Annotated in this window: 11 protein-coding genes; 3 read left to right on the plus strand and 8 right to left on the minus strand. The window is 25.1% G+C overall.

The genetic code is table 11. The annotated features are described in order from the left end of the window. Positions 1 to 18: 18 nt before the first annotated feature. The 7 genes from ACZ5TJ_RS09805 to ACZ5TJ_RS09835 all read right to left on the minus strand — a co-directional run bounded on the left by ACZ5TJ_RS09805 (position 19) and on the right by ACZ5TJ_RS09835 (position 9,443). Positions 19 to 393, minus strand: a complete 375-nt coding sequence (locus ACZ5TJ_RS09805) for an HIT family protein (protein ID WP_464199249.1) — start codon at positions 391 to 393, stop codon at positions 19 to 21. 123 nt (positions 394 to 516) lie between these two features. Beyond that, positions 517 to 2,961, minus strand: a complete 2,445-nt coding sequence (gene lexA / locus ACZ5TJ_RS09810) for a transcriptional repressor LexA (RefSeq protein WP_464199251.1) — start codon at positions 2,959 to 2,961, stop codon at positions 517 to 519. 228 nt (positions 2,962 to 3,189) lie between these two features. Beyond that, positions 3,190 to 4,179 (minus strand): FUSC family protein, encoded by a 990-nt coding sequence (locus ACZ5TJ_RS09815; RefSeq protein ID WP_464199253.1) that lies wholly within the window; start codon positions 4,177 to 4,179, stop codon positions 3,190 to 3,192. 175 nt (positions 4,180 to 4,354) lie between these two features. Then, positions 4,355 to 4,693: a zinc ribbon domain-containing protein YjdM gene (locus ACZ5TJ_RS09820; protein ID WP_039314866.1), complete on the minus strand. Its 339-nt coding sequence runs from the start codon at positions 4,691 to 4,693 to the stop codon at positions 4,355 to 4,357. A 178-nt stretch (positions 4,694 to 4,871) separates the two neighbouring features. After that, entirely contained in the window at positions 4,872 to 5,300 is a 429-nt protein-coding gene (locus tag ACZ5TJ_RS09825; RefSeq protein ID WP_464199257.1) for a DUF5301 domain-containing protein, read from the minus strand. 148 nt (positions 5,301 to 5,448) lie between these two features. Beyond that, complete coding sequence (locus tag ACZ5TJ_RS09830) at positions 5,449 to 6,159, minus strand: nitrite reductase (RefSeq protein WP_464199259.1); 711 nt, start codon at positions 6,157 to 6,159, stop codon at positions 5,449 to 5,451. A 188-nt stretch (positions 6,160 to 6,347) separates the two neighbouring features. Continuing rightward, positions 6,348 to 9,443, minus strand: coding sequence for a DEAD/DEAH box helicase (locus ACZ5TJ_RS09835; RefSeq protein WP_464199261.1), 3,096 nt, complete (start codon positions 9,441 to 9,443; stop codon positions 6,348 to 6,350). Positions 9,444 to 9,597: 154 nt separating this feature from the next. Between ACZ5TJ_RS09835 and ACZ5TJ_RS09840 the strand changes: the two genes are divergently transcribed. Further along, positions 9,598 to 10,107: a L,D-transpeptidase gene (locus ACZ5TJ_RS09840; RefSeq protein WP_464199263.1), complete on the plus strand. Its 510-nt coding sequence runs from the start codon at positions 9,598 to 9,600 to the stop codon at positions 10,105 to 10,107. 56 nt (positions 10,108 to 10,163) lie between these two features. Here the strand turns inward: ACZ5TJ_RS09840 and ACZ5TJ_RS09845 are convergent, their stop codons facing one another. Then, complete coding sequence (locus ACZ5TJ_RS09845; protein ID WP_464199265.1) at positions 10,164 to 12,872, minus strand: AAA domain-containing protein; 2,709 nt, start codon at positions 12,870 to 12,872, stop codon at positions 10,164 to 10,166. A gap of 211 nt (positions 12,873 to 13,083) precedes the next feature. On the opposite strand from ACZ5TJ_RS09845, the gene ACZ5TJ_RS09850 reads away from it, so the two are divergent. Both ACZ5TJ_RS09850 and ACZ5TJ_RS09855 read left to right on the plus strand, forming a co-directional pair. Beyond that, the gene (locus ACZ5TJ_RS09850) at positions 13,084 to 13,521 is read left to right on the plus strand and encodes a MarR family winged helix-turn-helix transcriptional regulator (protein WP_464199267.1); all 438 of its coding nucleotides are present in this window, start codon (positions 13,084 to 13,086) and stop codon (positions 13,519 to 13,521) included. Positions 13,522 to 13,614: 93 nt separating this feature from the next. Continuing rightward, positions 13,615 to 14,976, plus strand: a complete 1,362-nt coding sequence (locus ACZ5TJ_RS09855) for an MATE family efflux transporter (protein ID WP_464199269.1) — start codon at positions 13,615 to 13,617, stop codon at positions 14,974 to 14,976. Positions 14,977 to 15,023 lie beyond the last annotated feature (47 nt).

Genomic DNA, 15,023 nt, shown 5'->3' on the forward strand with positions numbered 1-15,023 from the left:
AAGCATTCTCCCCCTAATCTATCCTGCATAAAATACAAGTTGTCTTTTGATTCTTCTAATACCTCCTCTAGGATCTTCTATATCACCTTTATATCTCGGAATAATGTGCATATGAAGGTGCATAATAGTTTGACCTCCTTCATGGTTAACATTAACTCCAATATTGTATCCGTCTGGACTGTACTTCTTATCAATAATCTTCTTTACCTCGTGAGATAAATCATACATTGCTGCAATTTCTTCTTTTGTTGCATCAAAATAATTTTGGAAATGTCTCTTAGGAATAATAAGAGCGTGTCCTTCATTAACAGGGAATTTATCAAAAATAGCAAAACATAAATCATTTTCTGCTATGTATTCTTCTTTACTGTACTCACAAAATATACAACTCATGGATTTTCTCCTTTTCTTTTTTATATACATATTTTAGCATATAGAAAAAGGAAGTGCTATTTTATAGCTACTTCCTTTTTCTAGGATATTCATAATTCTTTTGTTAAATCTAAAATTCCTATTTTACTTTTTCATTATCCCAACTAAAACTCCCATAATATTAACATTTCCCTCTTCAACCATTATAGGTTCATAAGCTGAGTTTTCCGCAACTAATAAAATACTACTTCCCATTCTCATGTATTTCTTTAGAGTTGCTTCACCATCAAGTCCTGCTGCTATTATTTCTCCTTGAGTTGCTGTGTTTTGTGATTTTATTACTACATAATCACCATCATTTATATTTGCATCTATCATACTATCCCCTCTAACCTTAAGTATGAAAGAATTATCAGAAACTATACTCCTTGGCATATAGCAATCCTCTTCTATCTGTGAGTTCATTGTTATTGGAACTCCTGCTGCAATTTCATTATATATTGGTATTTTTATAAGGTCATTTGAATCAAATTTTAACTCTTCGTTTCCTTCATAAAGAATTATTTCTTTTCTATCTATTGAATCCCTTACTATTTCATATGTTCTATTATGCTTTTTATCTATATATGTTACACTTTCTATTTCTTCTGGTAACATACTTGATGAAAAGGCAGGAATATCCTTCACTTTTTCAAATTCCTTATTTATTATTTCTATATCATTTCCATCAGTTACAATTCCATATTGCACATCGGAATTTCCACTCATATAGCTCTTAATCTGCCTTAATCCATCCTCTGTTCCTAATCCCCATGACTTTATTTCTCCATATATGTATGGAACTTTAGTTTTGTTTTTATAAATTGAAATTACAACATCTACTAGTCCAACATTTGACCCTATGTTAGTTTTAACTTCAACATCTAAAAGCTCTTCTGGATATCCATAGCTTGATTTCATTTCATTTAAGAACCATTGTCTTATAACCTCTTCATTACCATATTGATCTTGAAGTTTTTCTTTAAATATATATTTATCCATATTAATCCTATGGAACATCTTTATTTTTGAGGCCTTTTTAAGTTTTAAATATTTACAATTAATCTCTTTTACATACTTTGATGGTTTTCCGTCACTTGTCATAAATAATAGTTCAGTTGATCTTGTCATTGCTACGTAAAGAAGCTTTCTATTTAACGTATCTATTACTTCTTCATCTTCTATTTCATTTGAGCTTTTTAATGGCATTATTTTATCATTAAGTCCAAGTATTATTACTACTTTAAACTCCAAACCTTTTATTGAGTGCATTGTTATTAGTTTTACACTCTCTTCTTCAAATTTGAAATCCTTATTATTTGCTTCAAGAACCTTGCAAGGAATATCGTTTTCTTTTAGATACTCATCCATCTCTTTAAGTTGATTTTTTGTTCTTGCAACTATAGCTATATCTTTTAATTGGTAATCTTCTTTAAGATCATCTAAGATATTCTTTATATAAATTTTCTCATCCTCTTTAGTTTTAAAACATTTATATATTGGATAATCGCCTTGTCTATCAATTAATGATGGCTTAACAAAGTTATCATCTTCCATTAAGTTTTTATCATTTTCTATTAAACTATATGCAGCTTGTGCTATTTGAGTAGTTGTCCTATAATTCTTTGATAAAATTCTACTCTTACCTGTCATATCAAATCCTAAGCTAGTAAAACTTCTTCCTTTTACAAGCCATGAATGTGCATATATACTTTGTGCAACATCCAATATAAAAGTAATACTTGAATATTCTTTTTCATTATATAATTCCTTAATAAAATCAAGTTGTATCTTGCTTAAATCCTGACTTTCATCTATTAGAATATGAGTATATTTTTGCGCATTATTTTCCCTTATATATTTAAGTGCATATTCTCCTAAATCCTGAAAATCTACAAGGCCATCTAATTGAAGTCTTTCATTATATCTAACTAAAACTTCATATATAGCCTTTCTTGCATTTGAATTTTTAATTAACCTTTGAGGACCTTCACCTGAATTTTTTGCCATTCTTCCGATTCTATCGGCATTTTGATACTCAACTAATTCTGTATATCCACAAGCCTTTATCCAAGTTATTTCATCCTTAAAGAAACTTAAATTTTGTGACTTTACAAATTTAACTTCAGGATATTTTTTGCTTACTTCTAATATACTTTCAAGTAAAGCATTTTTAGCTTGAAGCTGTGTTGCAACTTTTAATGACAATTTATTTTTCTTGCAATAACTCATAAAGTATTTATATATAATACTATCAATAGTTGCTATATCTAATATGTCATTACTAGGCTTATCAAATATTAAAGTATCTTGTATTTCATTATTATTTTTTTGTATATCTTCAAATATGTATTTAACGTATTTTGTTAAAGCTTTATTGTAAGTAATCATAAGTATCCTATCGTCTTTTTGAAAAGCATATCTATCTATAAGTATAGGTAACCTATTTACTGCAACAGTAGTTTTTCCTGACCCAGCTACACCTTTTATAATCATATGTCCATTTGGCTCTGCTTCTATGATTCTTTTTTGTTCAACATTTAGATTCATATTAATCCCCCTTTTAGTATTTAATTACATTATATCATTTTTATTGCAATTTATAAATTTTAAACTCTTCTATAATATTGACATTAAGCTAAAAACTTTATATAATATCGAAGTAAATTTAATACAGATTCCTTTCTGTCTTAAGTTTGTTTTCTGTTTAAAACAGGGATAGTTAATTCTATCCCTGTTTTTTTATAAAAAAAGCTAGGCCTAACGCCTAGCTTTAAACTAACTTACACAAGGTTCTTCACCTAAACTATTATCTAAAATTCTAATCTCAATCTTACTAATTATATAAATAAGAACCGCTCCTATTAATAAAAATCCTAATCTTAATTGCATTGCTACTGGTGTAGTAAATAAATGCATAGATGCTACTAAAGCATTAATAGTTACAAATATCATCTTCATACCGTATTCTTCAACAAAAGTATAAATATATCCTAATGCCATAGAAGCTAAAGCAATATACTGACTTGGTATTATTATTTTAAATAAAACAATAAATATAGCAAATCCTATAATAGTGCTTAATATTCTTTTCTTCATTCTTTCCTTAGTTTCTTCAAATTGTGGTTGAGTAAGAGACATTACTGCTATACTAATCCACATTCCTTTTTCCGCTCCAATTATTCTTCCAATTAAAATAGCAAGAGAAACTCCTAAAGCCATTTTCACTGAAAATCTAATTCTTTCATTGTTTACATCTATATTTTCTTTAAATATATCTAAAACATTTTTATCAGAAACTGCTTTCTTCTTTCTAGTAACGTATAAAGTTAATCCTATAATAGCTCCCCCAACAAATGAAGCTATTACTCTAGTTAAAAGTGTAGATTGAGAAATTCTGTTACCTTCCATAAATACATACATCAATATAAAAGGTAAATACGCTCTTGTATATATATTTTCTGTTGAAAAATATATAGCAAAAAATATTGATACTAAGTTTATAACAAATCCTAAAAACATATTTATACTATTTAAAGAAGCAACAAATCCTATATAAGTAAATAATCCAACAACTAGTAATATAGATTGCTTTAAGTTATAACCTAAATCCATATCTTTAAACATTAAAACTGCTGTAATAACAGTTACTCCAATTAAGATATTTTCACTCCCAAATATCTTTGAATACATATTAACAAAAACAAGTATTACTGAAATCAAAATAAATTTGTCTAATAATAGTTTCTTATTAATATTCTTAACCAAATTCGTCCACCACCCTTTAATGCATCATTTTATTACATATTTTGCTAAGCAATGAGAAATTATACTATGATTTTCAAAAAATCTCAAGTTGTTTTTATGAAAATTTAAAAAAGCTAGGTTAATACCTAGCTAAATTTATATAAATTATTTATTTTTCTAAAAATTATGTTATATATTATAATTTTTTAACAAATTCTGATTTTAGGCTCATAGCACCAAATCCATCAATTTTACAATCGATATTGTGGTCACCTTCAACTAAACGTATATTTTTTACTTTTGTACCTTTTTTTAATGCTGATGAGCATCCTTTTACTTTAAGGTCTTTTATTATAGTTACTGAGTCACCATCTTTTAATATATTTCCATTTGAATCTTTAACTACTAATTCATCTTCATTTTCATTTGCTGATTCTGCAGTCCATTCGTAAGCACATTCTGGACAAATGAAAAGAACTCCATCCTCGTAAGTATATTCTGAATTACATTTTGGGCAATTTGGTAAATTACTCATTATTTCATTTCCTCCACTCATTATTATTTACAAGTTCTATACTTAGGTGTATAGTTATTAAAATCAAAAAACATATAAGTAATTACTTATATGTTTCTTACGTCTTTCTATATTATCATAATTTTTTTACATTTACAAATACTTATTTTATTAAATTTTAATATGATAAATTTCTCCTTTAAAGAAAGTATTGAGTAAAGGTATTATAATCTTTTTCTGTTATTTCATATATTCCATTATAAGGCTGTTCAATAAAGTATTTCTCATTATCACCTTCATAAACAAATAGTGTTGTAATCTCTTTTTCTTTACTAGCTAAATCTATTTTTATATACTTTGATTCTATAGGTGTATCATTAACACTTTCAATTCTTGTAGCTTTTTTATTATTTGATATAACTTCATAAATTTCTAATATATTTTCATTGTCTTCTATTGTTATATTTTTATTTTTCTCATTTTCTTGTAATTCAATAAATACTATATCACTTAATTTAGGAACATTTAGAGTATACTTATTCCCAAATACAGTTTTAAAACATATAACAGCTAAAAATCCTATGATAAATAAGATTATATTAATAATTATTTTCTTATTCCCTTTCATTAGTAATTCTCCCCCACATTATAAATTTCAATTATTTTTATATTATATAATTATTATACATTGAATTTTACAAATATAATATCCTTTTCAATAATATGTAATAAAGATCAAGAAGAAAAGCAACCTCCTATAAGAAGTTGCTTTTTAACTATCTTAATATATTTAAAATTTCCTCTTCAGCTTTTTCCATTCCTAATCTTTCTACAACTCTTGAAAATCTTTCTTTTTCATTTGCATTATTTTTGTAGAAAGTGAGAACTGCATCAATTACGTCTAATAACTCATCTTCTTTAAATCTTGTTTTCATTGTAGCCCCAAGTCTTGGTTTTCTTCCAATACTTCCACCTAAAAATATTAAGTATTCAGCTTCTTCACTCTTTAAAGTTTTCATAGGCATAATTGATAAATCATTAGTTTGAGCTCTTCCATAACTATTTACACATCCAAATACACCTATTTTAAATTTACCTGGAAGTGGCTGACCAAAAAATTTCTTTTCTATTTTATCACTAATGCTTCTTGTATCTATAAAGCTACGTCTACAAACTGAACCTTTACAAGATAAAACAGCTCTTACTGTTTTCCCTGATCCACCAGTCCTTAAATTATTATTCTTTATTATATCTACTACATTTTGAATATATTCTTCTTTTATGTATGGTATTTCAACAGTTAGTCTACTAGTTAAACTTAATTCTCCATTACCATATTTATTAGCAATATTAGATAAAGTAATCATATCATTAGCTAAGAAATACCCAACATTACTTAAAAATCTAACAACATAATATCCTTCTTGTTTTTGAGGTAATATTCCAAACTTTTTTAATTCAACTTTTTCTTCATTAGTTAATCCCACTAACAATTCCTCCAATAATATTTATATTACTTATTAATTATACACATTTATTATATAGTAATATACTATTTTTATAATTATTATAAAAAGAACTAAGCCCTAAAAAGTCAATCTAACTGAAATAGTATATATCCCTAAAAGAGCTGTTGTTTCGTTTAGTTTTTTATTGAAATAACTAACTATTAAGTTTATTCTACTAATAATTTAATTATCTCTTCTTCACTTAATCTCTTAAGTCCTTTTCCATCCATGGCTTTTCCATCCATTAAACTTTGAATTAATTCCTTTTTATCCTCTTGCATAAGTACAATTTTTTCTTCTATTGTATCTTTCGCTACAAGTTTAATTACTTCAACATTATTTTTTTGTCCAAATCTATGTGCTCTATCTGTTGCTTGATCTTCAATTGCTGGATTCCACCAAGGATCAAAATGTATTACAAGACTTGCTGAAGTTAAATTAAGTCCTACACCTCCAGCTTTTAATGAAATTAAGAATACATTTATATCATTATTTTCATTAAATTCTTTTACCTTTTCAATTCTATCTTTTGCAGATGTTGCACCATCTAAATATAAGTATTTTACTTTTTCTTTATTAAAATCTTTTTCTATTTTCTTTAATACTGATGTAAATTGAGAAAATAATAATACTTTTTTACCGTTTAATATTGCATCACTTACTAATTCTTTAACTACATTAATTTTAGAACTTTTCCCTACATAGTCTCCTACTACAAGAGATGGATCTAAACATAGTTCTCTAAGCTTTGTAAGATATGAAAATAAATTTACATTATCTTTTGAAGTCTCTATTTTATTTTTAATTTCTTTTACATATGACTTATATATTTGCTTCTGCTTTGAATCAAGTTCTACTAAATACTTCTTTTCTATCTTACTTGGTAATTCTTCTAATACATCACTTTTAAGTCTTCTTAATATAAATGGCGTAATTAACTCTTTAAGCTCAGAAATATTATCACTATAAATAAATCTTTCCCTAAATCTTTCTTTTGTAAATAAATATCCCGGCATAACAAAATCAAATATTGACCATAGCTCCATTAAATTATTTTCTATTGGAGTTCCTGTTAATGCAATATTGCATCTTGATTTTATATTTTTAACACATAATGTAGCTTGTGCTGAATGATTTTTTATATTTTGAGCTTCATCTATTATACAGTAATCAAAGTTTAACTTGTTATAATGCTCCTCATCATTTTTTAAAGTTCCATAGGTAGTTAAAATAACATCATATTTTTTATAACTTTCTAATGCCTTCTCTCTTGATTTTTTATCACCATGAACTAATAAAACTTTTAAAGTAGGTGCAAACCTTGAAAATTCATCTTTCCAATTATAAATTAATGATGTTGGAGTAATTACAATACTTTTTGTTTTCTTTTGAGATAAAAGGAATGCTATAACTTGAATAGTTTTTCCAAGTCCCATATCATCTGCAAGTATTCCTCCAAATCCTAATGCTGTTATTTCATTAAGCCATTTAAATCCTGCTATTTGATAATTTCTAAGCTCAGCATTTAATTTTCTTGGAACTAACTTTCTTTTATATTCTTTATTTAGGAGCTTCTTAACAATTCCTTGTAATACTTCTCCACCCCTTATAAATGAAAGATTTCTATTTTTAAGTTTTTCATTAATATAAACCATTTTATTTTTATTAATTTCTATTGAATCTTCATTTATGTTATCTAATCCTAAATCTTCTATAAGGTTTAAAAATTGCACCACTCCTGGATCTTCTAAATCTAAATAAGTAGTTTTACTTTTATAAAATTTTTCTCCATTTTTCATTCTATCTATAGATTCTCTAAGCTCTCTTACAGTAAAATCATCTATATTAAACTTAAGTCTATAATATTTATCTAATTCTTCTAATTCGGAATATATTTTAGAAGAGTCTATTAATTTTAGCTTTCCTAATTCTTTAGATAAACTCACCGTTCCAATTTCTTTAAATCTTTTAAATCCACTATTTAAAAGGGTATACATGTCTTCATCATTTCCTATGAAAATAAAATCTTTACTATCCTTTATAAACTTAAACTTTTCAAGTTCCATATCTATAAATTGCTCTTTTTTATAATCTCTTAAGAAACTTTTATTAGCCTTGTCTTTAATTAAATCAATTATATATCCACAATAATTTAGCTTAACATTACAATATATTTTTCCTTTTTCCTTATAAAAATAAAAATTAGGTTTTGAAAGTTCCACTTGATACCTTTTAGTCCATTCATCTAATACAACATTGTTTGTTATATTTTTTAGTTCTTCAAGTAATGAATTTAAACTATCTAATGATTTTTCATAAGGTATTTCTCCATTTTTAATGAAACTTTTATATAATTTCATATATGAATTTATTTGTTTAAGTCTTGGAATATATATATTTCTATCAAAGAACATTGCATCTCCATTATTACTTAAAAGTATTGGAAATTTGTTATGATGTTTTAAAATAAATTTATCTTTATTAAGTCTTATAGTTAATGCAACCGGAACATTTTCTTTTTTAACTTTTACATCATAGTTAATAGAATTATAATTAAATACTATCTTTTTGCTACTATCTATAAGCTTTAAAAAATCTCTTATTTCATTTTGATATATCTTTAAATTTTTGCCTCTAATTTTATGTTTATTTTCTTTTATAAATGTAATAATCTTTCTATCTTCTTTTAAAAATTCATCTTTATATGGATTATAAGTAAATGCCTGATTAAACCTTAAAGGTGTTTTAAGTTCATCTTTTTCTATAAAATCTTTAAGATCTGTTATTAAATGTGTACCTATATTTCCTATTCTAAATTCACATTGATAAGATGGTATATTATCATTAATTATACATTTAATCATTATATCTAAATTTAAAAATCTTTTACTGTCTATTTTTTCTTCTTTTTTATTAGATTCCTTATTATTAATTCTCTTTTTAGCTAAATTATAAAATGTATATGATGTTGCTATAATATGTTTACATACATAGTTTCTTATCTGTTTTCTATTTTCTTCAAATGTTTCACAAGAACATTTAGTATCAATTATTTTATTTGTTGCTGTATTAATTTTTATATGTGTACTATATGTATTACTTTTGTTATCATTTAAAACTCTTCCATAAATATGATAAGTTCCATCTATACTTTTACTTTTTAAATCTTTTATTGCTGATTCTTTAAATAAATTCTTTCCTTGCTCTTTTGTAAATGATGAACTTAACCTTATTATATTTTTCATTATAACTTCTAAATTCAAAGGCCTCATCCCCTCTTTTTTGCTAAAAATATATTATATCATAACAAAAAATTTTAAACTAATTTTAGTAACTTTAAATTATTAACTAATGTTTGTAACATCTATTAGCTTTAATATATATATTATTTTATAGAAATATTTTCCAGGAAATGTTATGATTAAAAATAATTTAAACAAACTATATTCTTTAATTAAATACAAATCAACTAGTGTTTTTAGTAACTTTAGAAATATTAGTAACTATATAAATGATGCTACAAATTTTGTTAATACTTCTGGTCTTACTAGTACTACTAATTATCTAATTTGGGTTGATACAAAGAATTTCAAAACAAATATTTTTAAAGGTTCAAAAGGAAACTGGACTCTAGTTAATAGCTATTTATGTTCAATAGGTAAAGCTTCAACCCCTACTCCTAAAGGAAATTTCAAAATTGGAATACGTGGATTATACTTTGGTAAAGAAAGAGGATATATTTGTAGATACTACACTCAATTTAAAGGAAATTATTTATTCCATTCTATAATTTATAATCTTGATGGCTCAGTAAGAGATGGACGTTTAGGCAAAGCTATCTCTGATGGCTGTGTAAGATTAGCATTAGAAAATGCAAAATGGATATGGGATAATATACCTCAAGGTTCTACTGTTAAAATAACTTAATCTTATTAAAAAAGTGAAGAGAAATATTAACTTATTCATTTCCCTTCACTTTTATTTTAATTTATTATACTTATTAATTTATTGTATATTCTTTCTTTTTCTCTACTCTCATTAGTCTTTAATCGTAGTATTTCTATTCCATACTTATTTAATATACTATCTTTAATCTTGTCCCTTTCTAATTGTTTTTTATTATTTTCATGATACTTATATCCATCTACTTCTACTACTAATACTGGTGATTTATCAATCTTATTAAATATTACAAAATCTGTATGAGAAAATGGATTCATTAAAAACTTATATTCGATCTTATTTAATAATGATGTATCTCTTACTAACATTCTTAATGGTTGATGCATTACCTTATCAAGTGTATTAAATTTATCGTCTCTTAAAATATCATCAAGTAAATTGTTCATTAGGTTTTCCGAATCATACTCTGATACTTTTTTATTTTTTGACATTAGCTCTAGTAATTTATCTGAGTAATCTTTATATAATAAATCAAAAACAGAATATATTTTACTATCAATAATATCAAAATTATTATATTTTATGTATTTTATCAAATCAGAAATATTACTATTATTATCTAGAGAAATATTATCAGATATAACTACCGCAAGCTCTTTTACAGCACGAGATACTGCTACATTTATAAGATTTTCATCATCTATAAAATCATTTATTTCATTTGCAACAGTTGTTAGTATAATTGAATCCATTTCTCGTCCTTGGTATTTATGTACAGTATCAACCTCTATATTTTTATCTGTAATTACCTCTTTTAACTTTGTAACTTGCTCCCTATATGGTGATACAATTCCAATTGAATTGTTACTTTCTATATTAGGTATAACTTCATTTAAAACTACATCTATTTGCCTTTGATTATACTTTCCTCTTGCATGATTACCCTTAACAGTCCTATATAACTTAAGTGGTTTATCATTTATATTCTCTTTAGTCATTACAATAAGCTCACCATTATAAAACTTTTTGTTACAGAAACCTATAATCTTAGGGTGACACCTATAGTGCTCCTTAAGAAGTGTTCTCGGAACATTTTTATATAGGTCAACTATTGATAATAATAAACTATTCTCATACTTATACTCAGTACTTAAATTAAATTTTTCAAATATAAATTCTGAACGTTTTTTTATATCTTCTGGAACAACATTAGGTAGTTGTTTTAAATCTCCAACAATCACAGCATTCTTAGCACAGGAAAATACTAAGCCTCCAGTAACAATATCAACTTGGGATGCCTCATCTACAATTACGTAATCAAATAGGTAGTTTTCACTAACACAACTCCTCAATGAATGTGTAGTACTTAATATAACTGGATATTCCTTTAAGAAGCTTTCAGGATTCTTCCATAAACAATCTTTAGAAAATTCTTGCCTTGAATCCTTTTTCCCGAATCTTTTAAATAACCTAGCTTTAAATAAATCCATTGAAATTTCACTAAATTCTTTCATAGAATTTTCAAAATCAAATCTTTCCAATTCTTTTTCAAGTATCTCTATTTCCTTAGATACTTCATTAATTTTTAAATTATAATATATATTTTTTAAATAATCTAATATATCTCCACTTGAATTATTATAAAATTTAAAACTTATTATTCCATACTTAAATAGATTTCTTATTTTATTGATTAATTTAAATTTCCCTTTATTCTCTATAATAAATTCATACTCTACTAAAGCTTTCATTACTGAGTCTGAATTATTATTATAAATGGATTTATAATATATATTATCTAACTTCTCGTTATCATAATAATCTTTAAAATATTGAATCTCTGTAAAAACTTCTGATTGTTCTTCTTTTAATTTAGCTAATTTATTTTGTTTATCTAACATAACATCAATATTTTTTCTTAATACTTTTAATTCTTCTATAAGCTTTTCTATTTTTTCATCATTTCTATACCATGATTGAATATTAGGGTATGATAACTCTTGTGAATCAAAGAATTTATCTTTATTATCATTATTTCCTAGATAAGCACATATAAAACTTAATCCATACTTTTCAAGCTTTTCTAAAACATTTGCTGTAGCAGAATTATTATTTGAAACTACAGCTACTGTTTTATTTCTTATCAAAGCATTAGCAATTATATTTAATATAGTTTGAGTCTTCCCAGTCCCTGGAGGTCCTTCAATAACACTAATTTGATTTGTTAATGCTTTTTCTGTTGCTTCTCTTTGACTTAAATTACATCCAAACGGAAATATTACCTCTCTATTATTATTTAATTTCTTTATGCTTTTATTACTTAAATATGATGATAAAACACTATTTGGACTAATAGTTTTAATTCTTTCATATGCTTTTCTCAATATGCTACTATCATTTTCTACTTGAATACTTACTATTTTTGATAATTCCTTTAAATACTCAAATATATTTTTTGAATGCTCATCATTTAAATTGCTTTCTTCTATTTTTATATTATCAGTTTTATATATCTTTTTATAATTATTTTTAAACCATACTTTTATAAAACTTTCAAATTGTATTATTTTTTTTATACCTGTTATTGCATTATTTCCTTCATATAATATTGTTATTTCTGGATTTATTTCTTTAGTTTTCTTAAGCCATAAAACATTTGTAAAATTATAATGATAGGTTTTGTTGTTTTTAAATGTTATATCATATCTTCCAGCATTTCTTTTACACCATATTATTTTTTCCGTCTGATCCTCTTCTTTAATTAATATTAAGTTTTCTTCTGCATTCATTATAGTCACCTGTTTCTTTTAATTATAGTGTATAATTCTAAGTATAATTTTACTATACCTAGAATGTAATGTAAAAGTGATAAATCGTCCAATTTAGATTAATCTATATATTAATTTACATTATATTATTTTAGTTAGAATTCTAACTATTTGACATTTTACTTTTAAAGTGTTATCTTATTTTTATTAATTATTTAAGGAGTTTTGATTTATGAATTCAAAAGATAGAATAACTAATACAACTTTCTCAACTTTATTTCAAATTATAAGTATAAAACTTAAAAGAGAAGCTGATAAACGTATTGGTGAGTTAGGTCTTAATTCACAGCAAGGTAGGGTAATTGGTTACATTTATGATCATCAAGATGAAGGTATAATCCAAAAGGATTTAGCAGATGTTTTTCATAAAAGAGGTGCTACTATAACTAGTATGCTTAAGGGATTAGAAAAGAATGAATACATAGAAAGACGTATTCCATCAGATAATGAAAGACAAAAAAATCTTTATGTTTTACCTAAAGGTGAAAAATTAATAAATGATTTTAATGAAGTATTTTCTGATCTTGAAAATAAAATTACTAGTTGTCTTACTGAAGAAGAGCTTAAAACATTAGAAAAATTATTATCTAAAATAAATCAATCTATTTAAATTTAATTTTAGTAGTTTATAGTTATTTATAATATTTTAGTTAGAATTCTAACTATTAGATTTTTAATATAATTTTTAAGGAGGTATTTTGTTTTGGAAAATACATTAAAACAATCTAATGAATATTATTTAGAAAAAGCCCCTATACATAAGGCTATTAAACATTTATCTATACCAATGATGATAGGTATGTCAATTGGTACAGTATACAATATAATTAATGCTTATTTTATAGGGCAATTACATAATACAGCAGCTTTATCAGCTATAACATTAGGACTACCAATCTTAACTATCCTTATGGCTATTGGAAATATGTTTGGTGTAGGAGGAAGTACTTATATTACCCGTTTAATTGCAAAAAAGCAGTATGAAAAGGCTAAATCAATTGTAGGTTATGTTACAATTTCAAGTATAATTTTTGGAATAATACTTAGTGTTCTTTCATTCTTTTTTATGAATCCATTAATGTACCTATTAGGTGCAAATAGCATTACATTTAATCTAACTTATAATTACTCAATTACACTATTTATTTGTGGGTTTACTATGATATTAAATTTTGCTTTAGAGCAAGTTGTTAGATCTGAAGGGGCTTCAAGAGAATCTATGTATGGAATGGGTATTAGTGCTTTATTAAATTTAATATTTGACCCATTACTAATTTTATATTTCAACTTAGATGTTGTTGGTGCTGCTTTAGCAATGTCATTAGCTAACTTAGGTTCTGCAATTTACTATATATATTTCTTACAATATAAAAGTGAACATCTTAACGGGTTTATTGGTAAATTCAAAGTTTCACTTAAAGATCAAATAGAAATTTATAAAATTGGAGTATCCGAACTTTTACAAATGTCATTTATGATTGTAACAACACTCCTTCTAAATAACTACTCAATGGAGTATGGTGATAATGTAGTTGCTGGTTTTGGAATTGCTTTGCGTATTGTACAAGTCCCTGAGTTTTTATCAATGGGAATTTTCTTAGGAATTATGCCTTTGTTAGCTTATAATTTCTCAAATGGAAATTTTAAAAGATTAAAATCTGGAATAAAACAATCTGCAATTTTTATTGGCGCTATCTCATTAATATTTGTAATTTCAGTATATATTTTTAGAAGTCCAATCATTAATTTATTTTCTAATGATTCTTCAGTTTTAAACATAGGTACATATATTTTAATTGCTATGTTAATATCTGCTCTATTTAATGGATTTACAGGTTTACTTATGGGAGTGTTCCAAGCATCTGGAAAGGCAGTTCCAACTATGATTATGGCAGTGGCTCAAGGAATCCTTTATATTCCTATAATTATTATTTTTCATTATTTCTTTGGACTTCATGGAGTAATTTGGTCATCAACTATAACTGAAGTAATAACTTTCTTAACAGGAGTTATATTATATATTAACTTTAATCATAATCTCAAAACTAATAAATTAAATTCATAACAAAAAGAGTGGATTTTCCCACTCTTTTTGTTTTCTATATATTATAA

The sequence above is a fragment of the Clostridium budayi genome, from assembly GCF_055396605.1.